The sequence below is a fragment of the Photobacterium sp. GB-1 genome (assembly GCF_003026165.1).
Classification (GTDB): Bacteria; Pseudomonadota; Gammaproteobacteria; order Enterobacterales; family Vibrionaceae; genus Photobacterium.
On the sequence record NZ_PYOB01000002.1, the window covers coordinates 353,157 to 379,004 of the forward strand.

22 protein-coding genes are annotated in these 25,848 nt (G+C 40.1%); 16 read left to right on the forward strand and 6 right to left on the reverse strand.

Annotation, left to right across the window (positions count from 1 at the left end):
* The first annotated feature begins 1 nt into the window (after position 1).
* The 12 genes from nuoG to C9J45_RS04220 all read left to right on the forward strand — a co-directional run bounded on the left by nuoG (position 2) and on the right by C9J45_RS04220 (position 13,817).
* On the forward strand, positions 2-2,368 hold the full coding sequence (gene nuoG, locus C9J45_RS04165; RefSeq protein WP_107292181.1) for an NADH-quinone oxidoreductase subunit NuoG: 2,367 nt from the start codon (positions 2-4) through the stop codon (positions 2,366-2,368).
* Positions 2,368-3,345, forward strand: coding sequence for an NADH-quinone oxidoreductase subunit NuoH (nuoH, locus tag C9J45_RS04170; RefSeq protein ID WP_045062688.1), 978 nt, complete (start codon positions 2,368-2,370; stop codon positions 3,343-3,345). Before nuoG ends, nuoH begins: the two co-directional genes overlap by 1 nt.
* Before the next feature lie 22 nt (positions 3,346-3,367).
* Positions 3,368-3,904, forward strand: coding sequence for an NADH-quinone oxidoreductase subunit NuoI (gene nuoI, locus C9J45_RS04175; RefSeq protein ID WP_369750685.1), 537 nt, complete (start codon positions 3,368-3,370; stop codon positions 3,902-3,904).
* A gap of 14 nt (positions 3,905-3,918) precedes the next feature.
* On the forward strand, positions 3,919-4,452 hold the full coding sequence (locus tag C9J45_RS04180; protein ID WP_107262041.1) for an NADH-quinone oxidoreductase subunit J: 534 nt from the start codon (positions 3,919-3,921) through the stop codon (positions 4,450-4,452).
* Complete coding sequence (gene nuoK, locus C9J45_RS04185; RefSeq protein WP_005368949.1) at positions 4,449-4,772, forward strand: NADH-quinone oxidoreductase subunit NuoK; 324 nt, start codon at positions 4,449-4,451, stop codon at positions 4,770-4,772. Before C9J45_RS04180 ends, nuoK begins: the two co-directional genes overlap by 4 nt.
* Entirely contained in the window at positions 4,772-6,652 is a 1,881-nt protein-coding gene (gene nuoL, locus C9J45_RS04190) for an NADH-quinone oxidoreductase subunit L (protein ID WP_107292182.1), read from the forward strand. The genes nuoK and nuoL overlap by 1 nt, the downstream gene beginning before the upstream one ends.
* 18 nt (positions 6,653-6,670) lie before the next feature.
* Entirely contained in the window at positions 6,671-8,173 is a 1,503-nt protein-coding gene (locus C9J45_RS04195; protein WP_107287163.1) for a NuoM family protein, read from the forward strand.
* Positions 8,160-9,602 carry an NADH-quinone oxidoreductase subunit N gene (locus C9J45_RS04200; RefSeq protein WP_107292183.1) on the forward strand — a complete coding sequence of 481 codons (1,443 nt, stop codon included), beginning with the start codon at positions 8,160-8,162 and terminating at the stop codon, positions 9,600-9,602. The genes C9J45_RS04195 and C9J45_RS04200 overlap by 14 nt, the downstream gene beginning before the upstream one ends.
* A 557-nt stretch (positions 9,603-10,159) precedes the next feature.
* Complete coding sequence (gene ald, locus C9J45_RS04205; RefSeq protein WP_107245843.1) at positions 10,160-11,275, forward strand: alanine dehydrogenase; 1,116 nt, start codon at positions 10,160-10,162, stop codon at positions 11,273-11,275.
* A 276-nt stretch (positions 11,276-11,551) separates the two neighbouring features.
* Complete coding sequence (locus C9J45_RS04210) at positions 11,552-12,808, forward strand: aromatic amino acid transport family protein (RefSeq protein WP_107292184.1); 1,257 nt, start codon at positions 11,552-11,554, stop codon at positions 12,806-12,808.
* A 504-nt stretch (positions 12,809-13,312) separates the two neighbouring features.
* The gene (locus C9J45_RS04215) at positions 13,313-13,534 is read left to right on the forward strand and encodes a hypothetical protein (protein WP_107262053.1); all 222 of its coding nucleotides are present in this window, start codon (positions 13,313-13,315) and stop codon (positions 13,532-13,534) included.
* The gene (locus tag C9J45_RS04220; protein ID WP_107262055.1) at positions 13,527-13,817 is read left to right on the forward strand and encodes a type II toxin-antitoxin system RelE/ParE family toxin; all 291 of its coding nucleotides are present in this window, start codon (positions 13,527-13,529) and stop codon (positions 13,815-13,817) included. The genes C9J45_RS04215 and C9J45_RS04220 overlap by 8 nt, the downstream gene beginning before the upstream one ends.
* Before the next feature lie 80 nt (positions 13,818-13,897).
* Here C9J45_RS04220 and tsgA read toward each other — a convergent pair whose 3' ends face one another.
* A complete protein-coding gene (gene tsgA, locus C9J45_RS04225; protein ID WP_107245837.1) occupies positions 13,898-15,088 on the reverse strand; it encodes an MFS transporter TsgA in 1,191 nt (396 codons plus the stop codon).
* A 234-nt stretch (positions 15,089-15,322) separates the two neighbouring features.
* Positions 15,323-16,333 carry a dTDP-glucose 4,6-dehydratase gene (rfbB, locus tag C9J45_RS04230; RefSeq protein ID WP_107262057.1) on the reverse strand — a complete coding sequence of 337 codons (1,011 nt, stop codon included), beginning with the start codon at positions 16,331-16,333 and terminating at the stop codon, positions 15,323-15,325.
* A gap of 614 nt (positions 16,334-16,947) precedes the next feature.
* Here rfbB and C9J45_RS04240 point away from each other — a divergent pair.
* The 4 genes from C9J45_RS04240 to C9J45_RS04255 all read left to right on the forward strand — a co-directional run bounded on the left by C9J45_RS04240 (position 16,948) and on the right by C9J45_RS04255 (position 20,806).
* A complete protein-coding gene (locus C9J45_RS04240) occupies positions 16,948-17,172 on the forward strand; it encodes a hypothetical protein (protein ID WP_107262061.1) in 225 nt (74 codons plus the stop codon).
* Between the two features lie 14 nt (positions 17,173-17,186).
* Positions 17,187-18,923, forward strand: a complete 1,737-nt coding sequence (locus C9J45_RS04245) for a hypothetical protein (RefSeq protein WP_107292185.1) — start codon at positions 17,187-17,189, stop codon at positions 18,921-18,923.
* 276 nt (positions 18,924-19,199) lie between these two features.
* Positions 19,200-19,733, forward strand: a complete 534-nt coding sequence (locus C9J45_RS04250) for a hypothetical protein (RefSeq protein WP_146144316.1) — start codon at positions 19,200-19,202, stop codon at positions 19,731-19,733.
* Positions 19,734-19,810: 77 nt separating this feature from the next.
* Positions 19,811-20,806 carry a tyrosine-type recombinase/integrase gene (locus C9J45_RS04255; protein ID WP_233217625.1) on the forward strand — a complete coding sequence of 332 codons (996 nt, stop codon included), beginning with the start codon at positions 19,811-19,813 and terminating at the stop codon, positions 20,804-20,806.
* A gap of 66 nt (positions 20,807-20,872) precedes the next feature.
* On the opposite strand, the gene C9J45_RS04260 is transcribed toward C9J45_RS04255, so the two are convergent.
* From C9J45_RS04260 to C9J45_RS04275, 4 genes are all read right to left on the reverse strand, one after another.
* Positions 20,873-22,297 (reverse strand): phosphomannomutase, encoded by a 1,425-nt coding sequence (locus C9J45_RS04260; protein WP_304593132.1) that lies wholly within the window; start codon positions 22,295-22,297, stop codon positions 20,873-20,875.
* A 7-nt stretch (positions 22,298-22,304) separates the two neighbouring features.
* Positions 22,305-23,711: a mannose-1-phosphate guanylyltransferase/mannose-6-phosphate isomerase gene (locus C9J45_RS04265; protein WP_107292191.1), complete on the reverse strand. Its 1,407-nt coding sequence runs from the start codon at positions 23,709-23,711 to the stop codon at positions 22,305-22,307.
* A gap of 5 nt (positions 23,712-23,716) precedes the next feature.
* On the reverse strand, positions 23,717-24,943 hold the full coding sequence (locus tag C9J45_RS04270) for a glycosyltransferase family 4 protein (protein WP_107292189.1): 1,227 nt from the start codon (positions 24,941-24,943) through the stop codon (positions 23,717-23,719).
* The coding region (locus C9J45_RS04275) for a glycosyltransferase family 4 protein (protein ID WP_146144317.1) at positions 24,940-25,848 on the reverse strand (909 nt) is incomplete at its 5' end. The genes C9J45_RS04275 and C9J45_RS04270, both read right to left, overlap by 4 nt.

The following is a 25,848-nucleotide window of genomic DNA, read 5'->3' on the forward strand; positions in this document are numbered from 1 at the left end:
CATGGGAACTATCTATATAGATGACAAAGCTGTCGAATTTGAGCCAGGACAGAATGTGTTAGACGCTGCGCGTAAAGCGGGGATCGATACGCCTTATTTTTGCTACCACCCAGCATTAGGTGCCGCAGGCTCTTGTCGTATTTGTGCCATGGAAACCGTGCCACAAAAAGAAGGTGAAAAACCGCGTACCGTCATGACTTGTAGCATTCCAGCACAAGATGGCCAGCAATTTCGTTTTAAATCGCCAAAAGCAAAACAAATCCAAAAAGCCGTGGTTGAATTTTATATGACCAACCACCCCAATGATTGCCCTGTTTGTGATGAAGGCGGTGACTGTCACCTTCAAGACACAACCATCAGTGTCGGCCATGCTTACCGCCGTTATGATGGACAAAAACGTACCATGCCGGATCAATTCCTCGGTCCCTTGGTATACCAAACTATGAACCGCTGTGTGACCTGTTATCGCTGCGTACGCTTTTATCAAGACTATGCGCTTGGTGATGATTTTGGTGCAATGGGGTCAAGCAATCACGTGCTTTTCCGTCGTACAGAAGATGGTGCATTCGATAGTCCATTCTCAGGCAATTTAGTCAGCGTATGTCCAACCGGCGTTTTTACCGATAAGGTTTACCGCCGTAAATACAGCCGTACATGGATGTTAGAAAAAGCGCCTTCAATCTGCTCAGGTTGTAGTGTGGGTTGTAATATCGAAGTCGGTGGACGTGAAGGAACCCTACGACGCGTTCAACCTAATAACGAAGCATCAAAAGTAAATCCTTATTTCATCTGTGATCGTGGTCGTTATGGGTCCCATGGCACCGAGTCGCACTCAAGACCTAAATACCTATCAGAGCAAGGTAAAGTCGTAAAAACGTCACCTCTAGATGCACTGAAAATAGCCCTTGTTAGAGCTGAAGGTCATGTGGGTATTTTAGGTTCCGTAGAAGAAGATCTCACGACTAACTTGGCACTCAAAGCTATTGCAAAAGAGATGAATGCGCCGTTCTCACCATTTATTTCACCGCAACAAGAAGCCTTGACGAAAACCGCTGTAGCAGCGAATCACAATGCGCCTTCTATATCAGATATAGAGCAATCAGATGCGGTTTTCGTGTTAGGAGAGCTCACTGAACATGCGCCTATGCTTGATCTTGCGGTACGCCAAGTTATCAAAGCTAAAAAAGATGTGTATGTATTACATGCAACACCTTCTCACCTCGTCACAGCCTTGAATAAACTTCAGCGAGGCCATGTTAAAGCATTAGCACCAAGCCAATGGCAAGACTGTTTAACACAAATTAACACAGCTGTTCATGATGGTGCTGTGGAAGATCTCTGGATTAAAGATGTTGCCAATGCACTAAAACAGGCGGAAAAACCCGTCATTATTGGTGTGGCTGAACTGCTTAACACTGCAGATATCTCTCTACTTAATACCATTACAGAGTCACTTGCACCTACAGCCAAAATGGCGATTGCTTTACCGAGTGCCGGCTCTGTTAATGCAGCATTAACAGCACAAGAAAACTCATGTGCTGAGCTGATGGCGCAAATAGAGAGTGACAAAATAAAGACATTGGTTGTTGTCGGCAGCGATCCGCTGAATACCAATCACCCACACTGGCATGCATTGCATGACAAGCTAGACCAATTGATTGTGATCGATAAAGTCTTAACCAAAACAGCACACTTAAGCGACACCTTATTGCCACTCGCAGCATGGCCAGAAAGGGACGGTATGACGATTAACTATGAAGGTAGACTACAGCGTTTTAGCAAGGCTTTCGCGAGAAAAACAGCCACGATTGACGCTCATGACATGATTGAAACCTTAATGAAATCACCTGAGACAATCGAGCAATGGTTAACTGAGCTCGCACCGACGCTACCTCAAGCTGGTGATGACGGGATCATCATCGAAAAAGGCAAGCTTAAGTGCACACAATTACCACTTGAACAGAAAACAAATCCACCAGCAATTCAAAGTACTCAGCCGCAAGTTGCACTGAGTAAATGGTTTGGTGAAGGATATGTTGCCGATCATGCGCCTGAAATCCGCTCTCTCAAGCCAGGATCTTCCGCTTCAATAAATCCCAGACTGGCTGCCTCGCTAAACCTTAGCAATGGTGATCAATTAATGATTACTTGCGGTGATCAGAAGTTGGTACGCCCTGCGGTGATTTCCTCTCAAGTTGCTGATCTCACAGTTGCTTTAAATCAAGCAGATATGCGCCTACTTCAGGCTGATATTGCTTCACCATTGTGTCTTGAGCGCACCTCTGAGCTTTTTATTGATGCAGATAAAAAGGAGGAAATCAAAAACATTATTGGTAGTGCATCGGTCATTATGATGGGAGAAGCCTAATGGATTCATTGCAGTACTGGATTTTTATTCTGGTCGGTATGGTTATCACTATCTTTGGTTTGATTTTAGTTGCAGGCTATACCGTTCTGTTTGAACGTCGCTGTCTAGCACTGTTGCAAGACCGTTACGGCCCTAACCGAGCAGGTCCATTAGGGTTATTCCAAGCACTATGTGATGCAGCAAAATTGCTAACAAAAGAATATTTCATGCCCGGGTTTGTCGACAAAAAGCTCTACGCTTTAGCACCAATCCTTGTCGTGGTATCGATTCTTGTTAGCTTTGCTTTACTGCCTATCGGTAAAAATATCTCATGGGCAGCAGACTTAAACATCGGTCTGCTCTTTTTAATGGGATTAAGCTCCATTCACGCTTATGGGGTCTTTTTAGGCGGATGGGCATCAAGCTCGAAATACACCATGCTTGGCGCAATTCGTACTATTGCTCAGTTAATCAGTTATGAATTAGCAATGGGTATGGCGGTATTGGGTGTGGTTATGCTTGCTGGCAGCTTTAGCTTAACGCAAATTGTTGATGCACAAACGACACCGTATATCCTCCTTCAACCGGTTGGCTTCCTTGTATTCCTAATCGCAGGTATTGCAGAAACTCACCGCTTGCCATTCGATATGCCTGAAGCCGAAAACGAGCTTAATGCCGGTTTTAATACCGAATATGGCGGTATGCCTTTTGCGATGTTTTTCCTTGGTGAATACCTAGGTGTGATCCTCGTCGGTGCAATGGCAACAACCTTGTACCTCGGCGGATGGCATGGACCATGGGCTGAAGCCTATCCGCTTGTTGGCGTCTTATGGTTTGTATTGAAGACCTTCTTGTTAGTTTTCTTCTTTGTATGGATGCGTGCCAGCTTACCGCGAACGCGTTACGACCAGCTAATGGCATTCGGTTGGAAATTCTTACTTCCAATCGGCATCGTCAACATCATTGTTACCGCCCTTGTCGGTACATTCTGGATGTAGCCCCCAACATTAGAGAGAGACAATCATGAAAGTTATACAGATTTTACAAGAGGTCACAGGGGCTTTTGCGGCAACCATTAAGCACGTTTGGGCACCACGCGATACGGTTTGTTATCCAGAGGTAAAACCAGACTTACCTGAACGCTGGCGCGGTCGCATTGTATTAACGCGCGATCCTGACGGTGATGAACGTTGTGTTGCTTGTTATTTATGCTCTTCAGTATGCCCTGCTAATGCAATCACCATTCAAGGTGCTGAGCGAGAAGATGAGCGTCGATATGCCAAAACATTCGAACTGGATTTCAGTCGCTGCATTTTCTGTGGGATGTGTGAAGAAGCATGTCCAACCCTATCGATTCAATGCACCACTGATTTTGAAATGGGTAAATATTCTCGTGACAAGCTGCTTTATGAAAAAGAAGACTTACTCATTGATGGCACAGGTAAACACCCAGACTTTAATTACTACAAGCAAGCAGGTGTAGCAATTACAGGTAAAGCTATCGGCGATGGTGAAAATGAAAAACCACCAATCGATGTGTACTCTCTGCTGCCATAAGGACATCATCATTCATGTTAACTTGGAATATTATTTTCTATGCCAGTAGTGCCATCATGCTATTGGCGGCAATCAGTTTACTGTTTGTCAAAGAGCCGATGCATGGTGCGGTGTATTTAACCACATCGCTACTCGCACTGGCTGTTATTTTCTATTTATTGGGTGCGCCGTTTATTGCCGCGTTACAAATTATTTTGTACGTCGGGGCAATCATGGTGTTGTTTGTCTTCTTCATTATGTTGAGTCCGGCAAGCCGCACCTTCCCACTCACGGCCAATCGCACTGTCATTTTACCGGTGATCTTACTAACCGTTATGTTAGTTGAGGCTTTCATCGTTCTACATCACGGTCATCAGTTCTATACAATTGAAACGATCAAAACCATCAGTCCTAAAGCTGTTGGTGCGGATTTATTTAATCATTACAAACTCGCGATAGAAGCGCTATCAACGCTCTTACTTGGTGCGTTAGTCGCTGTGATTTATCTCGCGGCACAAATGAAAGTTCGCCACTCAGAGACTGATGATAAAGTGGAGGAGCACGCATGAGTCCACTGACTATCTTAATTTTATCCTTTGCCATGTTCATTATTGGCCTCCTCATTGTTGTTGTTCGCCGACAGCTGTTGTTCGTACTTATGGGTATCGAAGTCATGCTTAATGGCGTTGCGTTAGCCGCGGTTGAAGCAGGTCAACATTGGGGAAATCCAACAGGACAAATCATTACTATCTTTTTGATGATTGCAGCAGGCTGTGAGCTTTCTGTTGTCTTGATGCTCGCCATGTTGTCGTACAAACACCTAAAAACAACCCGTATCGACAAACTTAACCAGCTTAGCAATACATTAATTAGTAAGGGAGAACTGTAATGAATACATGGTTATGGTTAATTCCTGCCGCTCCGCTTTTCAGCGCCGCCTTAATTGTCTTATTTGGCAAGCACTTTCCGACTCGTGCAAGCGGTATACTCGCTTCACTCTCGGTCTTAGTGTCGGCTGTACTCACAGGCATGCTATGGCTATCCAGTGATTTTAACCCAGCTTTCCACCAGCAATTATGGACCTGGATGGCTGTTGGTGATTGGAACGTCAACATTGGATTATCGGTTGATCGCCTCTCGCTAGTAATGATGACAGTGACAAGCTGGGTTGGATTTCTTATCCACTTGTTCTCCGTTCCCTTCATGCGCCGTGATTTTGGTGAAAGACGCTACTTTTGCTATTTAAATCTATTTGTTGCTGGGATGTTGTTCTTTGTGATGGCGGATAATTTAATCCTGCTATACACAGGTTGGGAAATCATGGGGCTATGTTCATACGGACTGATTTCTCATTACTACAACAAAGAAAAGAATGTGTACTCAGGACGTAAAGCATTCGTCGTAACACGAATTGGCGATACCTTACTTGCGATTGGTATCTTACTGACATTCACCGTGTTCAAAACCGTTAACCTTAACGAGATCTATACTATTGCTAGCCAGCAATCGATGAACTTATGGTTAATTGGCGCGATTTGTCTTCTATTCTTGTTCGGCGGTATGGCCAAATCAGCCCAGTTCCCGTTCCATGTTTGGCTTCCTGAATCAATGGCAGGTCCTTCTACGGTATCGGCATTGATCCACGCAGCAACCATGGTAACAGCTGGGGTGTACTTAATTGCACGTAATCATGTGCTCTTTAATTTAGTACCTGATGTCACATGGTGGGTATCACTTGTGGGTGCATTTACGGCGTTTTATGCCGCGACATGTGCGCTGGCGCAGAACGACATCAAACGTATTCTCGCCTACTCAACCATCAGCCAAATTGGCTATATGTTTGCTGCGCTAGGTGTGGGTGCTTATGATTTAGCTATTTTCCACGTCATTGTTCATGCGTGTTTTAAAGCACTGCTATTTATCAGCTCTGGTGTCATTATCGATATGTTTAATCACGATCATGACATTCGCAAAATGGGCGGTCTCGGCAAACGACTTCCTTGGCTTAAATGGACTTACCTAGCAGGCTCTGCAAGTTTAGCCGCACTGCCTGTCATCACTGCAAGCTTCTTCTCAAAAGATGCCATCATAGCAGCAACGGAAACGGGCCATTTAGGTTGGTTACTGGGTGCGCTTGGTTTAGCGGGCGCATTATTTACCAGTATTTACAGCTTCCGTATGTACTTTATGGTCTTCAATGGTGAAAACCGTACAGCATTTAGTGAACCTCGCTACCTGAAAAATAATGGTCTTCCTTGGCAGATGAAAGTTTCAACGGGTATTTTAGCCGTTGGTTCGATCGCTATTGGTTGGATGCAGTTTCCTAACGAATGGTCTTTTGGCCCTCACCTATTCCTCCCGTGGATTGACAGTCAACTAGGTACAGCGCCAGAGATTGCAACCTCTGCAGGTCTGATGCTGCAAGTGGTGGGATCATTAGTGGCTATTGCTGGGATATGGATTGCATACATCTTAGTAAAACAAGAGCTTAAACAGGGGCATGGCATCGGTAATTGTCAATTCCTGAACTCAGCATGGTATATCGACGACCTGTCAAAACTAACGGTTATTCGTGGCTTCAACGGTCTTTCCAAGCTGCTAGAAACGGTTATTGAACGATGGGTGCTGAATCAGGCCATTGTGAAAGGGATCGCGGCAATGTTATCTCTCTCAGGCGAAGCCGTGAGTGATGTACAAAGCAGCCAGCTTTCTCGCTATGTCATTATGATGATTGCAGGTTCTGTTCTTCTGCTTTTTTACTTGGTTTGAGCTATTTAGGTTTGATATATGCTTAGTTTATTGATTTTCTTACCCATGGTAGCTGCACTACTTATCGGCTCAAGTTGCCGTAAGCTGCCATTTATTGCACGCTCCATGACATTAACCACACTCATTATTGAGTCAATGTTAGTAGCTTGGATATTTATCACCCATCAAGTTCATGGTTTTTCCATGACAGAAAGCCTCAACTGGATCCCTGATTTTGGCATTAAATATTTAGTCAGCATGGATGGGATCAGCTTAAGCCTGATTGGTTTAACCTGTACCTTGTTCATCGTTGCAATGCTTGTTGCTTGGCACCAAGTGAATCGTTGGCAGGCTTTTGGCCCACTAATGCTATTAACACTCAGTGGCATTATGGGGGCATTTCTTGCTCTTGATCTCATGCTCTTCTACGTATTTTGGGAACTTATGTTAATTCCGATTTACTTCATGTTGAGTTTCTGGGGCGGTAAAGATACCAAACAAGCAGCATTAAAATTTGTCCTTGTGACCATTACAGGTTCTTTATTAATGCTTGTATCGCTTGTTGCTCTTTACATCATTAATGGTAACAACACAGGTGTATGGACATTTGATTACTTCTACTTAGCTTCCCATCCAATTACGGGGGAATTGGCTATTCCAGTTGTATGCGGATTCTTAATTGCTTTCTTAATTAAGATCCCAGGTTTCCCATTTCACTTTTGGGCGCCTGACACCTACCGCGAAGGGGCACCTGCGGTATCACTACTGCTATCTGGTGTTATGGCTAACGTCGGCGCATACGGTATCTTGCGTTTCTGTTTAGCTATCTTCCCTGAAGCGATGCATCAAATGATGTATATCGGTATGACACTGGGTGCAATCGGTAGCTTATACGCTGCCCTACTCGCTTTCCGTCAAAAAGATCTCCGTAATGTGATTGCTTACTCAAGTATCAGTCACATGAACTTAGTGGTCTTAGCGATTTTTGCATGGCAACTTCAAGCATTGAATGGTGCAGTGATCCAATTAATTGCTCACGGTCTTTCAGTAGCAGGTCTGTTTGCCGTTGTACGTATGCTTCAAGCGCGCGGGTTTAGCGGTAAGTTTGATGAAATGGGCGGCTTATATAAAGTCCTCCCGGGTATTGGCGTCTTCCTACTATTTATTGTTGCTGCAAGTGTTGGTATTCCAGGATTAGGCAACTTTGCAGGTGAAATCTTACTCCTCGCAGGTAGTTTCTCTGTCTCACCTCTTTGGACAAGCTTGGCTGCATTCTCGATAGTGTTAGGTGTGGTTTACTTCTTAAGAGCCTATGGACTGGCATTCTTAGGGCCAATCTCTGACGACAATGAACAACGTAAATTAATCGATCTGACAGCACGAGAAAAGCTAACAGCATCCATCATTGTCATTGGGTTATTCTGGGTTGGCTTAGATCCGAACTATTTACTGCAACTTATGATGTCATCAACCAAAACACTGGCATCCATTCATTCGGGTTCATATTCATTGATTGAAGGGGTTATCAATGTCATCTCATGAGTTAATTAGTGCAATACCCTTTGCCATCCTTGGACTAGGTGCTTTAGGTGTCCTCCTGTTAGGTGTTCTGCCGGGTAAGAACAACCAACAACTCCCTTATATGGGAACGATTGTGGTGCTATTAGCGACCATGTTGTCAGTGGCTTCTTTATTCGGACACAGTGCGAATATTGAAAACTTTGTGGTTATTGATCATTTCACACTCGTTGCTTTTGAATTATTCGCAGCAGGAGGACTGGCAACCATATTACTGGCTAAAAACTACCCAGCCCTCAACAAGCATGTTGCAGAAGAGTTTTACGCCCTGATACTGATAGCTGTACTCGGTACATTTATCTTGGCCTCAGCAAGTAACTTGTTAGCAGCATTCCTAGGAATGGAAACCATTGCCATTCCAATGTTTGCACTCATCGCATGGAACCCTCAACGTAAAGGAGCCATCGAAGGAGGGCTTAAGTATGCTGTCACAGCCACTGTTGCTGCAGCATTCTTTATGTTTGGTATTGCACTGATCTATTTTGGTGCGGGCACTATCGTTATTAGTGAAATACCAAAAGCGCTCACCAGTGCTAACGCGATGCCGATGGTCGCATTGATCGGCTTTATGTTGCTATTTGTAGGCATATGCTTTGAACTGGCTTTAGCACCATTTCATAGCTGGCTGGCTGATACACTGCAAGCTTCACCTGCGCCTGTGATGGCATTTATTGGTAGTATCGCCAAAATTGCAATGCTGACATTTGTTATTCACTTCGTGATTCAAATTGAACCTATTTGGGATCAAATCTCGTTTGTACTTTGGGGCTTTGTGTTATTTAGCATTGTGTTTGGTAACCTATTGGCTTTCCGCCAAACCAATATCAAACGTATTCTGGCTTATTCATCCGTTGCCCACTTCGGCTACGCACTCATGGCACTAACCAGTGTGATCCCGAACAGTAGCGCCTCTTTATCAGAAGCGGTTCATGCTACCGCTTATTACGGACTGAGCTATGCCGTGATGAATCTGGTCGCGTTTGCTGTGATTGCAATGTTAAACAAACATAACCCAACGGGTGAATTAAAAGGTTATCGCGGTTTAGGTCGACGTTACCCACTCGCTGGTGTTGCAATGGCGATTGCTGTGCTTTCATTGGCGGGCGTCCCCCCTACTGCTGGCTTTTTTGCCAAGTTCTTCCTGTTCGCAAGTGTACTTGGCAACGGATATTTAGGCATGGTTGTACTCGCTGCATTAGCTTCTGCAGTCTCCGTATTTTACTACCTTCGTATCCTACTGGCCTTCTTCGCTAAAGAGGAATATCACCACCACAACCAATCTGCAAATGTTGAAAGTGTAGAGTTTGGTTCAACAGTGGTGATCAGTGTCGGTGCGTTTGCCACTATCGCATTGGGCATCTTTGCTCAAGCAGTGCTTACTTATATGTTTTAACAAATGAGCAACCTCGCTGTACAAGCAGCGAGGTTCTTCATGTCTTCTCTTTATTTCTTTCAAGCTACACTTTCCTCATTTAATTAGCCCTATCCCTCACAAAATCCCTGCGAAAAAGCTCATCACTAAAAGTACAATCCTCTGCTATATCAACAAAAAATTAAATCTCATCTAACCAAGCAGAATATAAAACTAATTAACGTTGATTTTTGATATTAAAAATCAAAACCTCCTTTAGAAGTAACAAATGACATCAAAAATACAAGAAACATAAAAATAAAAAGTCATAAAAACCAAAATTTAAATAATCAAAAGACCTAAATGCTACAATAGCAAATAAAAACCAGTTATTAGAACCAAGAAATAACCACCAAAGCAAACTATCAACTGTGACGAATGTCTAATTTGGTTTTTAACACCAAAAACAAACGAAAAACTGGTTTCTTTTGTTGGTTATTAGTTAAAAAACAGTGACACATTTCAGGTTATTTTGTTTAACCTATTAATCATTCCAATAACAAGTAATAAACAAAACAACAGATATTAAGGCTTAAATTATGATCATTGGTATCCCTAAAGAAATCAAAACACATGAATATCGCGTAGGTATGATCCCAGCGTCAGTTAAAGAAGTGGTCTCTCATGGTCATCATGTTTTTGTCGAAACCAACGCAGGCACAGGTATTGGCTTTAGCGATCAAGACTACATTGATGCGGGTGCACAAATCCTAGCAACAGCATCTGATGTTTTTGCAAAAGCAGAAATGATTGTAAAAGTAAAAGAGCCTCAAGCTGTTGAGCGTGCGATGCTTCGCGAAGGGCAAATTCTATTTACTTACCTACACCTAGCCCCGGATCCAGAGCAAACGCATGATCTCATTAATAGCAAAGCCGTGTGTATTGCTTACGAAACCGTGACAGATAAAAACGGTCGTCTACCACTACTTGCACCAATGTCAGAAGTGGCTGGTCGCATGTCTATTCAAGCTGGCGCATTCGCATTAGAGAAGTCACGTGGTGGAAGTGGCATACTACTTGGTGGCGTACCGGGTGTTGAACCAGCAAAAGTTGTGATTATTGGTGGTGGTGTTGTAGGTGCAAATGCAGCACAAATGGCATTAGGTCTACAAGCTGATGTCACAGTTATTGACCGTAATATCGATGTACTTCGCCAACTAGATGCACAGTTCAACGGTAAACTAAAAACAGTTTACTCAACCAATGACTCAATTGAAAAACATGTGCTTGAAGCAGATCTTGTTATCGGTGGTGTGCTAGTTGTTGGTGCTGCGGCTCCGAAACTGGTTACTGCTGAAATGATCAAGAAGATGAAGCCAGGCGCTGCAATTGTCGATGTTGCTATCGACCAAGGTGGCTGTGTAGAAACATCCCATGCAACGACGCACAGCGAGCCTACCTACATTGTTGATGAGGTGGTTCACTACTGTGTTGCAAACATGCCAGGTGCGGTTGCTCGTACATCAGCTGTGGCACTAAACAATGTAACACTGCCTTACATTGTTAACCTGGCAAATAAAGGCTACAAAAAAGCGCTACAAGACGATAAGCACCTATTAAATGGCCTAAATGTTTACCGTGGACAAATCACTTGTGAGAGCGTAGCAACATCATTGGATTTACCTTACGTTGATGCAGACTCTGCTATCGCGTGATTCATAGCATTCCCCCCCTCCTCCTGCTGGTTATCTCATTCACTCCTCCAGCAGGAGTTTTTACGTCCTCAAAACCCCATCAACACAAAATATTAAACCATTAAAATCACACACAGCAAAATAAAATCAAATAAAAATCTAAACAAACCAAAATATTAATGCGATCAAAGTAACAAGTATTCCTATTTGGAATACTGCAAAGATTACCAATTTGTTAACATTGTATTCGATATGAAAAAACCTATAACAAATACATTAACCAATAAGGTCAATCACATGTCGACTTCCAATAACATTGAAATATCCACCCACGCAGAACAAAAACTCACCCTCAATAAACACGATAAAACTTGGATCATAAGCTTATTTGGCACAGCCGTTGGCGCAGGGATATTATTCTTACCAATCAATATTGGTGTAAATGGTTTCTGGCCTTTGATCACTATAGCCTTGCTGGCAGGACCAATGACATTTTTGGCCCACCGTGGCTTGGCGCGATTTATTTTATCGTCAAATAACTCGAAAGCTGAGTTTACTGATGTGGCCGAAGAACATTTTGGTCACCGCTTCGGTTTTCTGATCTCACTCCTCTACTTCTTATCTATTTTTCCGATTTTAATGATTTATGGAGTGGGATTAACCAATACCGTTGAAAGCTTTATGGTAAATCAGATGGGTATGGCTACACCGTCGCGGGTGTTGCTATCTGGTGTTCTAGTTGCCCTCCTAATTGGAGTGATGACAGCCGGTGAAAAAACCGTATTACGTGCCTTTGAAGTGATTGTTTATCCATTAGTCTTCATCTTATTTGGGATCTCGGTTTATATGATCCCTAATTGGCAAATGCCAAACTTTACCGATATGCCAGATGCAAAAACATTTACTCAAACTCTATGGCTCGCTATTCCTACCACCATTTTTGCATTCAGCCACACCGCTGCGATTTCCACGTTTTCTGTTGCCCAAAAAAGACATTACGGAGAGCAGGCAGGTAAACGTGTCGACTTTATCTTAAAGCACACATCGATGATGTTAATCACCTTTGTATTATTCTTCGTTTTCTCTTGTGCGCTCAGCTTAACCCCCGCTCAATTAGCCGAAGCTAAGGCACAAAACATTTCTATTTTGTCTTACCTTGCAAATGTGACTGGAAGCGGCTTGATTGCATCATTTGGTCCCTTCATTGCTTGTATTGCTATCATCTCATCGTTCTTTGGTCACTTCCTTGGTGGACGAGAAAGTTTAAGCGGGATCATTGCCAAACATACCAACCTAAAACCTAACGTTGTTAATAAACTTACCATTGGTATTTTATTTTTCTCTGTATGGTATGCCGCAGTAAAAAATCCAAGTGTACTGGGTATTATGGAAACATTTTCAGGCCCTGTGATCGCCCTGATTTTATTTATTCTGCCGATGTATGCGATTAGAAATGTTGAATCAATGAAGAAATATCGCGGAAAGATAAGTAATATTTTCGTGACTGTTATCGGCTTAATTGCTATCTCTGCGATTTTATATAATTTGGTATAAATCGTGCGATAAGAAAACAGCTAATTCGTTAGCTGTTTTCTTTACTGATAAATATATCAATAAAATAACTTAGGCTATTACCCCGTCCCCCCTACCTCCACATCCCCTTTAAAAACAATCAATAACTATAAAATCAAAATCTTACGGTGACAGCTTTCGGCTTGATTTTAAAAAATTGAGACAGATTAGATGATAACCCAACGTCTAAAAATGCAGTAAAAACATTCCTTACCATCAATAAACACTGACAATTATCGTTGATAATATTCAACCCTACCCAAACAAACAAACAAACAAACAAACAAACAAACAATCTTTAAGCTCCTCCACCCATCATTCACTACCACTCTCGATATCCTGATACATACGTATTTTCTTCACAAACAAGGCTGATTTCTATTTAACCACTTCAGGATATACAGATACAAAAAAAAATGTAGCAACTTGCTGCAATTGTAGTAACTTGCTACAATAATTTAATATTAACCGATAGGAATAATTATTATGGCAACGACAAGTGTTCGAATCGATCAAGCCCTTTTTGAAAAGGCGACTATTATTGCAAAAGCACTCAACCGCACAGCGCCTAAGCAAATTGAACATTGGGCAAAGATTGGTGAAATGATGGAAGATAACCCAGATTTATCTTATGAGTTTGTAAAACAGGCGATCATTGCTAAAGCGGAAAAAGAAGCAGGTAAGTTAGAGGTTTACACTTTTGACTAACATTACACATGTACTCCAAACCCCAACCTTTAAAAAAGTCGTTAAGAAATTACACAAAAATCAGAAAATGGATCTCGATAATGCTATTCGCCAACTATTAATAGATCCTTACTTAGGTGAACAAAAAAAAGGAGATCTTTCTTTTTTACGTGTTTATAAATTCAACATGGTTAAACAACTAACATTACTTGGATACAGTTACGAAGATGGCACTGTCACTTTGGAATTAATTACGCTTGGTTCACATGAGAACTTTTATCGTGATATTAAAACAATCTATTAGTAATGAATGCTTTTATTTAAATACGAAAAGCCACCGCACTTACATACGATGGCTTTCAATATTCTTTTTACTGTACGTTTTTATTCAGCGTCAGCGTGACCATGGATACGGTGTTTAGTGACAAAGCCGACTAAGAAACACATCAAGAAGACAACCGCATACAAACCGTTCGCGGTAACTAGTGCCGCATGTGTGCCAAAGTTCTCCACGATTGGGCTGGTTACCACAAAGGTCAACATAGTACCGATGGTGCCACAAAGTAAAATGAAGTTCACCAACTTCGGTGATGATGCTTTAGTCTGCTGTGAGCCTAGCGTAATAATAGATGTGTAAATCGCACTACTAAAGAAGCCAAGAATAGAGATCACATACAGTAATGTTTTGGCATCAGTATCTTTATTAAACCAATACATTAATACTGTCGCTAATGCCGATAACACCATGACAAGACGCTGTAAGTCGAACTTTTTCAAAATAGCACTGAAGATCCACATACCAACCATGTATGCGCCCCAGAAGTAACTGACTAAATGACCCGCATCGGTGATCGACATGCCCAAATCTTTAGTGGCATATTCAGGGATCCAAGAAACAAAACCTAGCTGACCAAGAATGTAGCATAAGGCCGCAATCGCTAAGAACACAACGCCTAAGCCCCATTTCTCTTTTTCAGGAATGACTTCAAATTCTTCTTCGTCTTTTTTACCCAGTACAGGAAATTCAGCAAATAACGTCAGCACAAAAATCGCTAGATAAATAATACCGATAGCCACATACACCCAGTACCACTGAAGATGATGAGCCAGAACCGCTGCAGAAATTATTGGGAAAATCATCCCTGCCATACTAAAAAATGAGTCTGTAAACAGTAGACGCGAGCCGCGTTGCTTACCTTCATAGATATGGGTAATCAAATAGGTACCAATCGACATGGTGATACCACTCACCACACCTAATACAAACATGCAGCCAGAGAAAATCGCGATACTATGCCCAAACATCAGCCCGAATATCGCCAAGACCATAAGACAAAAACCAAAGATGAGCTGGCGTTTTAACGGCACAATTTCCATCAACCATACATTAAGGAAGATGGAGATTAAGATACCTGTATTTAAAAAGGTAAAGGTGTTACTCATGCTTGATATTGGTAAGTTGAAGTACTTAGCAATATCCCCCATCACGATACCTGTGACGATAATCAATGAGCCTGTTAGCGCATATGATAAAAAACTAATCCATGTCAGGAGGTTGCGATTTGTGTTTGTCATTGCAAATCCTGAAAACGTTATAATAGATAATAATATGATGAATGCTATCAATTCATATTACTCTTAATTGTGATTATACTCACAAAGAATATTTATTATGGGTTTTACTCCGATTAAACACCAATTTTTTCAGTTTTTATTCAGCCATCAATACACAACAGAGTGAGTATTAATCTAACTACTCAAACTATTTGCTGGTTAAAACTTACTCTTTGACTGCTATTACATTGCTAGCTACCATGATGGATTAGCTAAATACCATTCGACTGTTTTTCTTAAACCCGTTTCAAAACTCTCTTGCGGCGTCCAGCCAAGCTCTTGAGAAATTTTGGATGCATTAATCGCATAGCGTTTATCATGACCAGGACGATCATCCACATAAGTGATCAAATCACGGTATGCCTTAACCCCTTGCGGTTTATTAGGCACTAAGATCTCCAATACATCGCAGATAGCATGAACAACAGCAATATTGGTTTGTTCATTGTTACCACCAATATTATACGTCTCGCCAACTTTTCCCTTTTCCAAAACCGCTACTAACGCTTTAGCATGGTCATCAACATACAGCCAGTCACGCACTTGCTGACCATTGCCATAAATTGGTAGCGGTTTTCCTGCTAATGCATTTAAGATCACCACTGGGATTAACTTTTCAGGGTATTGATACGCGCCATAATTGTTTGAACAATTTGTCACAATGACAGGTAAGCCATAAGTACGGTACCACGCTCTGACTAGATGATCGCTTGATGCTTTGGAGGCTGAATAAGGACTCGAGGGCAGATACGGTGAGCTTTCAGTAAACGGCTTCGCTTGTAGTGAAAGATCGCCATAAACTTCATCGGTTGATACATGAATAAACCGAAACTGCTTACGACAAGTATCAGAAAGTGCCGAAAAATAGTGTCTTGCCACATCCAGTAACACATACGTTCCAATCACGTTAGTTTCAATAAATGCCGCAGGCCCATCAATCGAGCGATCGACATGGCTTTCGGCTGCCAAATGGATCACAGCATCTGGCTGATACTCAGAAAAAATACGTTCCATCTCAATCCGATTCGTAATATCTATCTGCTCAAAACAGTATCTGTCATCTTCACTAACGCATTCCAGTGAAGCCAAGTTTCCAGCATAAGTGAGCTTGTCTATATTCATCACTTGATGAGATGTATTTTGTATCAAGTGGCGAATAACCGCTGAGCCAATGAACCCAGCACCACCTGTTATTAGGATTTTCACTACAACAACCTTAACTGCATTTTCGACATAAAACCCTCTGCTTTATGCGTCTTAATGGTATATCTAAATAGCTTTCTTGTCAGACTTTCGACTTCCATTAAGCAGCAAACTTTTCAATAAAAATGAAAACTTTTCTGATTACACTTCACGTTTTTATATGAGAATTACATTCACCTAATAAGTTCTCTAGATCAATATTCACAAACATACATATAGATGCATAATTTAGCCATTGTCGCTATTGAGAATTATCCGCAAAACAGTCAACCCTATAAAGACACCAAATATCAGAAATTAACGGGTCAAAAAGCAGAACTATGCTTGTCAAAATTTTGACCAATAAAAACACGTTAAGGTACGCCATGGCAAAAAGAAAAATGATCGCCCTTCGAGCATTACAAGTATCCTATCATCCACTACTCGCACGCATCACTGAGGATGATCATTTTCAGCTTACCAACCAAGCACAATTATCCAATCTGTCCAACGTAGAAGTCACACACCTACTTGAGTAAATAACACTACCCGTGATTTGCCATCCCACTCTTCCGTCTCAGTATTATTTGCTCGCACCTGCCACTGATTTTTTATTTCTTAAACAATGCTCTCATGCAATGACACAGCAAGTCCAACTGAACATTTATCCTCTCGATGAAGCTGAATCCATCATCCAAACATTGAGCTTTATTGCGTCAAGTCTGCATCACAGGCTTCAAACGAAAGCATTACATAATCTTTCAAAACGTCATCAATTAGCGAATCTACATCTGAAATCTGTACCTTCTAAACGAAAACTGGCTGCCATTGCCAATACTTCAGCGTCTGCAATTCGCCACTAAGTCGAGAGGTTTCGATGGGATTTCAAACAGCAAGAGCTAAAAAGAATCGAAGCAATAACAGTGACGATATTGCGCCCGACCCACTCCATACGGTGAATACATTGTCTATAGTCATTCATTGTTTTAAAGCGATGTTTACGTGCACCAAAGACAGAGAAGCATGCCTTATTACTTTTATTTATTTGTGGCTGACGCAATCGTTGGAAAATATAAAAAGCGCTGACGATATCCCTTCGCTAACGCGTGTGACAGGCAGTGAGACATGCGATGCTCACCGATTACGTATTATTCATGTAGATGGCAAATCTTGGGTTGAATATGCTCAATGTTATTCTACGCCACAGGGCGTTTTTTGGCAGTGGCAACCTCTCCCAATCATATTAAATAATTTTTTCTATCACTATGTTCAGACCCTTTCAACAACAGCGGTAACACCGTTACTGAGTGCGCAACAGAGACAACAACTTTGGATTCTCATTAGTAAACCATGGAAGACTCCTAAAGAATATGCCCAGTATGGCCGCCTGAGAAAAGATGTGTTTTTCCGCTATTTCACCATCATGGCTCAACGTTGTCCTTATCTATCAACAACGGCAAAATCCATTGTGTTGCCAGAGCATGTTCTGCATCATTTCAGCGCTAAAGCTTATCAAAAGGAAAACAGCAATCAGATCCGTTATAAAATATTTCGTGCGCACAATCAGTATTTAGAACGGTTAGACACAGCCAGTAAACAATATGGTATTAATCTTTCAATCAACAATGCTCATCACAAGATAGCGTTGTTATTTGACGCAAATCTCACTCTCCCTTCCTATTTGAACAAAAAAGGGCAAATCGATGCTTTTGAGAGACGGAAGAATGCGAATAATCAAGGCTATCAATACATTCAATTACCTTCTATCGAGATAGGTTCACGCCGAGCATTACCCCTTGATCAGCTGCGACTTTTTTTTGATGCGATTGATGAGCATGTTAAGGGTTGCATACCCCTCCAAGATTGGACAATTAATCAATTAATTACTACAACGTATCAACTTGCGTTTCAATTTTTGATTTTAACAGGAGTGAGACCGACACACGCACTCTCACTTGAAAAGTGTCGGTGTTATGGCATTAAACAAGCCATACATTCAGATAAAGGTCGCTATCGTGTTATTTATCTTTGTAATTATTTACAAGAATCCATTCACTATTACTTGTCAATTCAAAAAGGTTTACTCACACAGCTCAATATCAAAACAACATCGCCTTATTTATGGTTTCTATTAGATAAGGATAATCAAGCCCAAGTATTGAATGCCAAAATCATGCGCCAATTTATGCAGCAACATTGGCCTCACCGATACTTACTTAACGCCATCAAAAAACAGCCCTATTCGAAATGGAAAGCGCTGTTAAGAGAGCAATTTTCAACACCTCCCGCTTGGCATCACGACAATATTGTTCCGACAATTTTATATTTCTTCACTTATGACTTAATCCAATATGGTGGCGTGAAAGCAGCCACACTGAGTGTGAGCAGCTTGAGTAAATATACCAATATCTATACGATACTCAGCAACCACCCACTGACCTATATTCAGGCCTGTGATCATGATGGCTTAATGCAATGGGCAACGACGCTTTACGAGAGTATCGACAGTGAGGGGGATCGTTGGCTCATCTATAACTTTTTACGTTTTCTACCACAATTGTCGGTGACAGAGCATTTTGATATCACCCAATTTTCATCCCCTTTTTTTCTTTAAGCGTTGATCCTTTTCGTTTAAGTGTCGATCAATGTTTCATCACACTTGAAGCGTTATTATCTCAATCCAATGACAGTGCGCTACAACGTCTTTTTTGTGCTGTCACCTTGATTTTAGGCTTTTATGGCGCATTACGACGCAGGGAAGTATTACGGCTTCGTTGCCAAGATATTGTTTGTAATCCTGATAATCCTTGCCGTTTTACTTTGCGAATCTGTAATACGAGTGAGGGCAACACAAAAAATAAGTCAACACGTTTTGTTTACCCCGGTGCTATTGCCAAACTCGTTCGTGTTGTTCGCTATATCAAACGCCATTGCTCCACCCACAACGCCTTTGCTTGGCTTTGAAAATGAGTCGATGACTTCTCGTCAATTACATTACCTCTTACCCTTCACGAAGGCGCTGAAGGTACTGTGGGGCAACAATGTGCGTTTTCATCATCTTCACCACAGCGGGGCTCACTGGCTAATGTACCAAGGACTGTTACTCTCATTGGGTTGGGATGACTCTCCTTTCTGTATAGGAAACGCAACGCAAGCGATGTTGACAAAGCAAGCGTGCCAAGAGCGATTTCATTTCTGGCTTGAAGGTCACGACTTTTCACATATAAATGATGGATTATTATTGTTTGATGTTATCGGCGAACAACTCGGTCATAGCCACTATGCCACCACTCGCTGGAGTTACTTACATGGGATTGAAGGCTTCCCCCTCTGTTTCCAATCAATGAGCATGGTTTTGAACACAATGAATTGCGCTATTTACTTGGCATCGGGCCACAGTCTACCGATGTTTTTCGCTTTTTAGGTTCGCTGTCCTCAGCCACTCAAGAGACGAGAACTGCTTCAATATTAAAGCTCAGTGGACTTCATTTAACCCCTTATTTGTTAAAGAAAAAAGGATTTAAACAGCTCAAACAGGTCTCGCTTAAACAAGACAGTTTTGAAGTACCGAAAGATGATAATCATTTTCTTGCTTTGTGGTTAGCGCAACAAGCACCTAAATGGAAAAACAGCTACCGTAAAACCGTTGAGCGTAACGTGCATCATTATTTGATCCCGTTTTTTGGTAATACTTTAATCAATGAAATTTGCCTAAACCAATTAGATCAATTTCGCCAACAATTAACCGAGATGGAAAAAGAAGATGGCAGCCGCACATTATCGAATGCGCGCGTGAATAATATTTTGTGGCTATTAATTTCGATCATGATTGTGGCGGCAGAAGAATTTAAATTTGATTATCCCTTTTCACGTTACCGCGCATTGCGAGAGCAAAAAGCCGATAGTTCGCAGATGACATTACAGGAAGTAAAACGCTTTTTAGACTATGTCGAACCTGCATGGTATGACTATTTTCTACTGCGCTTTATGACGGGAATGAGAAGTTGTGAAGTGCACGGCCTTCAACTTAAGCATCTTGATTTTGATCACCGCTTAATTAAAGTCCGTCAAAATATGGTGAATGGTGAAATCACCGATGTGAAAACCCCGAAATCACGTCGCGATTTACCCATCAATGATATTTTATCATCCTCTCTTGAACGTATTACCACAACGTTAACTGAACCTGACGATTTTCTTTTTACCAATGATGCTGGCGAGCCACTGGATACCCGCTATATTGGCAAACAAGTATGGCACCCGACACTAAAACGAGCAGGATTAAAGACACGTCGCCCTTATGAAACCCGCCATACCGCAGCAGTGCTGCATTTAGCAGCTCATGAAAATCCACTCTATGTGTCGCAACTACTTGGGCATAGTAATACACGCTTACTATTTGAAATTTACGCCCCCTATGTATTTAACGCTGCACGCATTGACGGCAGTGCCTTTTCAGCTTTAATCCGCTCAGGTGGCGTGGTTAAACCTGACTAGCGCCCAAAACAAAAACAGCCCGATCTTACTTAATAATATCGGACTGTTTTATTTATAAATCAAAATTTAACAAGATATCTGTTGAATATTTTCTAGTGCGTGATTAACTAAATAAATGGCATAATCAACTGTAGAAGATTCAGCATAGCAACGAAGCTCAGGGGCATTACCCGATGGGCGAAAGTGGATAATATCTCCACTATCGAGATTAATTCTTAATCCGTCTGTTGTATCAATTGAATCAACTTTAGTTTCATCATATTTCAATTGAATCAGAAACTGAGAAGCATCTTTTTGAGCTTTATTTAAAATTGCTAGACTTTTTTCTGTCGCAAAATTTTGAATGCGATCACTGTGTGTATAACGTTGTGGCAAGGCATTAACAAATTCATATATCGGTTTTTCTTTTGCTAAAGCCAATAGCATTAACGCAGGTAGTACAGCATCACGAGTTGGAAGTGCTTTAATTTTTTTTCGATTAACTAACGCATCAGAGCCTAATAAGAAACCACCATTTGCCTCAAACCCTGCAACGGATTGATAATTATCAGCAAGGCAATCAAATTCAGCAATCACATAAGGCGAGCCTATTTTTGTACGAGTAACATGACTAAAACAATCACAGTTCTCAATCGCGGTATTACAACTAACAGGTACTACTAATGCGTCGATATTCATCGCGTTAGCACACAGCAAGCCTAAAATATCACCTCGTAACCAGTCGCCATTTTCATCCGCAACTAATGGTCGATCTCCATCGCCATCAGTAGAGAAAATAAAATCAAGGTTATATTCTTTCGACCATGCTTTAGCTTTTTGTTTATCTTTGTCTGATACTGCCTCAGTATCAATTGGTATAAATTCATCACTGCGTTCAAGTGAAACGACTTCAGCACCTAATGCTTCAAACATCGCCGAATATAAATCACGCCCTGCACTTGAATGCTCATAAATACCGATACGCTTGCCTAGAAGCATTTGACTATCAAATAAAGAAGTGTAACGTTCAATGTATTGACTTGCCGCTTTATTATTTGCTGTTAATGGAGTTAACTCCGTAAACGCTTCAAACTCTGCTGACGAATTCAAAATAGCCTGCTCGTCCATTTTACTAATTTCACCATCTGGACGGTAAAACTTTAAGCCATTACGGTCAAAAGGAATATGACTACCTGTAACCATAATACAAGGAATACTATCTTGCATTGACACATAAGCTAAAGCTGGTGTTGGTACAACACCATAATAAACAACTTCAAGTCCTAACTGCTCAATAGCTTTAGCACAGGATTGTGCCATTACCGGACTACTTGGTCGATTATCAATAGCAATAGCGACTTGTTTAAACTTAAAATGAAACTGGATTGAGGTAACAAATGCATGAGTAAAAGCAGCACAAGCATCAATTGAAAACTGCTCTACTAATCCTCGAGCACCGCTAGTACCAAACTGAATTCCAGATTCTTTAATTACTTCAGAACTAACTAAAATACTCACTTTAATATCCTTCACCATCTTTATCAATGCGAACAATATCATCCTCTGCTAAATAACTACCAGTTCTAACTTCAATTAACTCTAAGTTAACCTTTCCTGGATTCTCAAATGAATGAGCAGAGCCAACAGGAATATATGTTGACTGATTTTCAGTAATTAAATAAGTCCTATCACCATTAGTTACTTTGGCAGTACCAGAGACAACAACCCAATGCTCTGCTCTATGATAATGAATTTGAGTAGCCGTTTTTTCACCGGGACGAACAATTACTTTTTTCACATGATAGCGTTCACCATCAGCAATCTTCTCATGCTTACCCCAAGGACGAAAAATTTCTTGATGCTTTTGGTATTCAGTTCTGTTCTGCACTTTCAATCGATTAACAATATTTTTTACATCTTGAACTTTGTTTTTATTAGCAACCAAAATAGCATCTTTAGTTTCGACAATAACTAAATCATCGATACCTAATGTCGCTACCAACTTATTTTGACCATAAATATAACAATTAGAAGTTGAATCAAGAATAACGTCGCCTCGACAAGCATTACCCTTATCATCTTTTTGATGAATATCCCACAATGCCGACCATGAACCAATATCATTCCAACCTGCATCCATTGGTAATACTACCGCTTTATCAGTTTTCTCCATTACAGCATAATCGATCGAATCATCTGGACATTTCTCAAATATCTCTTTTGATATACGAATAAAATCTAAGTCAGAAAAAGAGGAGAACATTGCATTTTTACAAGTTTCATATATTTCAGCATTATATTTTTTTAATTCATCTAAATAAGTAGATGCTTTAAATAGAAACATACCGCTGTTCCATGAGTAGAAACCCGACTTTAAATATTCTTGAGCTTTTTCTAAATTAGGTTTCTCTATAAATGAATCAACATTGTATAAGCCCAATCCTACTTCTTTACCTTGTTTAATATATCCATAACCAGTTTCTGGATGCTTAGGAATAATACCAAACGTAACTAACTTTCCATTTTCAGCCGCTACGACTGCATTATTAACAGAATCAATAAAAGCTTCTTCGTTTGTGATAACATGATCAGCAGCTAGTACTAATAATAAAGGATCTCGACCATCACCAATCGCTTGCAATGCAGCTAAGGCAATTGCAGGAGCTGTATTACGACCAATAGGCTCTAAAATAATACTTGCATTTTTAACATCTAATTCTCGTAGTTGTTCCGCTACCATAAAACGATGCTCATTATTACAAATAACAATCGGGTGATTTTTTGATAATTTGTCAAGACGATTAATGGTGTTTTGAAGCATTGAATTATCATTAACTAAAGGAATAAACTGTTTTGGATAATGAGTGCGAGACAATGGCCACAAGCGAGAGCCAGACCCCCCAGCCATAATAATAGGAGTTATCATACTATTCACTTATTAAGTACCTTTGAAAATATAGATAGCATCTTCGAAGCCATTAAATCTCGGCTAAATAATTGAGCAGAATTAGTGCTCGACACCCTTATTTCATTATACAAATCAATATCATTATATAACTTTAAAATTGCGTTTTTAATCTCTTCTACATTCTCACTTTCAACCACTAAACCAGAAGCCGTCTCATTAATAATAGCTGTTGCTTCTCCTTCTGGTACACTCATTATTGTAGGTATTCCCATACCCATACATTCGAAGATCTTAGATGGTATTACTGTTCTAAATAATTCGTTATTTACAAGCGGTACTAAAGATAAATCACATAAAGACCATAGTTTCGGCATCATTTCTTTAGGTTGACGATCAATTAAAATAATATTTTTCAATTGCTTTTGGTTAACAAGGTCTACAACTTTCTTTCTTGCTGCACCACCGCCTGCAAATATAAACCTAATATTGTCATTTTCTTTTAAAGATTCTGCAACAGAAACTATATTTTCTAGGCCATGCGCCATACCATGTGTTCCAACATAACCTACTATAAACTTGTCTTCCAAATTGAATTGCTTAACAAATTCAGGATCTTTACATGTTACTGGTTGATATTTTGTTAAATCAACACCATTTAAAACAACTTCGATTTTCGTCTCATCAACTCCACGCTTTACCAATTCACTTTTAAATGAATGAGTTACAGAAACAATTGAATCAGCACGATGATAAAGAAACAACTCTAATTTTTCTAGTAATTTAATAATAAAGCTATCTTTCATTGCTCCAACTGCAGTTATAGAAGCTGGCCAAATATCTCTTAATTCAAAGATAAATGGTTTCCTTCTTACTGCTGATAAAGCCCAACCAGAACAAGCACAGAAAAATTGAGGTGATGTGGCAACAACTACATCCGTTTTTTTTTGAAAAATGCCAGCTATAAAACCTGTTACCATAAATGACATATAATCTAATATACGTTTTAAAAAGCCTTCATTAGCTGTTATATATGTTTTAACACGAACAACTTTAATTCCATCAAGTTTAGAGACTGAATAAAAGCTGTTAGAATACCCTTCATAAACCTTACCTTCCGGAAAGTTTGGCGCACAAGTAATAACAGTAACATCATGACCAGCCTTAACCCAGCGTAAAGCATGCTCATAAGTTCGAGTAGCAGGTGCATTGCCTTCTGGAGGAAAGTTATCCGTTAAGAATAATATATTCATAAACTTTTTTGACCGCCATATATCGCTTCAATAAATAAGTTTTCTAACCGATTAGTATTTTGTTTATATGATGCTTTTGCTTCAACAATGTGTCTATTAGCTATCAAAAGATTATCATTTTCTTCGTCAATCATACTGGACACTGATTTTTCAATAGCTCTTTTAATAGATGCTATCTGTTTAGGATCAACATAAAATCCATGTTGTTTGTCAACCCACTCTAAATTAGCATCTATATTTGATAATATAGGGCACAATCCTACATATAAAGCTTCTAATAATGATAATGGAGTACCATCCATTGAAGGTATACTAATTACAATATTGCTTGTATTTAGCTCATAACTTAACTGTTTTTGCGGCAAAAAACCTTTAAGAATTATTCTATCATTATCTATTTTTTCCAATAATTTCTTAATTTTAGAAGTTTTATATTGATTTCCCTTTCCCACTAAAATCAACTCACAATCAAATTTATTTTCCTTAGTAAATAAGTCAAATGCAAGAATCACATTTTCAATATTATATAAGTCATCCCAATTTCTTATTGAAATTATTTTAACTGTTCCATCAATATCAAACTTATCTTTCTTTTGGTATTTTTCAAATTCAATACCATATTGAAATATATCAATCTTTTCCGGTTCAGCACCTAACAGAATCAATTTATTACGAATATGTTCTGCCGGTGAGTTTATTTTATAGAAACTTTTTAACGCTTTTTTTGCTAATACTTGTAATATAATATTGTTTTGAACTTTACCATTTACATCAGTTCCCCATACTGAAAGAATAGACTTACATTTAAACTTAAGAAAACTTGTTAATATACCGTAAGATGATAGAAAGGAAGTATAAACTAAATCAGGTTTCTCTTTATAAATAATATATTGAAAATATATTAT

What these genes read in the sequence shown, in the direction of transcription:
- C9J45_RS04195 (WP_107287163.1), top strand. Translation starts at nt 6,671, where the DNA reads ATGCTTAGTTTATTGATTTTCTTACCCATGGTAGCTGCACTACTTATC.
- C9J45_RS04200 (WP_107292183.1), top strand. Translation starts at nt 8,160, where the DNA reads ATGTCATCTCATGAGTTAATTAGTGCAATACCCTTTGCCATCCTTGGA.
- nuoL (WP_107292182.1), top strand. Translation starts at nt 4,772, where the DNA reads ATGAATACATGGTTATGGTTAATTCCTGCCGCTCCGCTTTTCAGCGCC.
- C9J45_RS04245 (WP_107292185.1), top strand. Translation starts at nt 17,187, where the DNA reads ATGGGATTTCAAACAGCAAGAGCTAAAAAGAATCGAAGCAATAACAGT.
- C9J45_RS04180 (WP_107262041.1), top strand. Translation starts at nt 3,919, where the DNA reads ATGTTAACTTGGAATATTATTTTCTATGCCAGTAGTGCCATCATGCTA.
- C9J45_RS04265 (WP_107292191.1), bottom strand. Translation starts at nt 23,711, where the DNA reads ATGATAACTCCTATTATTATGGCTGGGGGGTCTGGCTCTCGCTTGTGG.
- nuoG (WP_107292181.1), top strand. Translation starts at nt 2, where the DNA reads ATGGGAACTATCTATATAGATGACAAAGCTGTCGAATTTGAGCCAGGA.
- C9J45_RS04215 (WP_107262053.1), top strand. Translation starts at nt 13,313, where the DNA reads ATGGCAACGACAAGTGTTCGAATCGATCAAGCCCTTTTTGAAAAGGCG.
- tsgA (WP_107245837.1), bottom strand. Translation starts at nt 15,088, where the DNA reads ATGACAAACACAAATCGCAACCTCCTGACATGGATTAGTTTTTTATCA.
- nuoH (WP_045062688.1), top strand. Translation starts at nt 2,368, where the DNA reads ATGGATTCATTGCAGTACTGGATTTTTATTCTGGTCGGTATGGTTATC.
- C9J45_RS04240 (WP_107262061.1), top strand. Translation starts at nt 16,948, where the DNA reads ATGACACAGCAAGTCCAACTGAACATTTATCCTCTCGATGAAGCTGAA.
- C9J45_RS04270 (WP_107292189.1), bottom strand. Translation starts at nt 24,943, where the DNA reads ATGAATATATTATTCTTAACGGATAACTTTCCTCCAGAAGGCAATGCA.
- nuoK (WP_005368949.1), top strand. Translation starts at nt 4,449, where the DNA reads ATGAGTCCACTGACTATCTTAATTTTATCCTTTGCCATGTTCATTATT.
- C9J45_RS04210 (WP_107292184.1), top strand. Translation starts at nt 11,552, where the DNA reads ATGTCGACTTCCAATAACATTGAAATATCCACCCACGCAGAACAAAAA.
- ald (WP_107245843.1), top strand. Translation starts at nt 10,160, where the DNA reads ATGATCATTGGTATCCCTAAAGAAATCAAAACACATGAATATCGCGTA.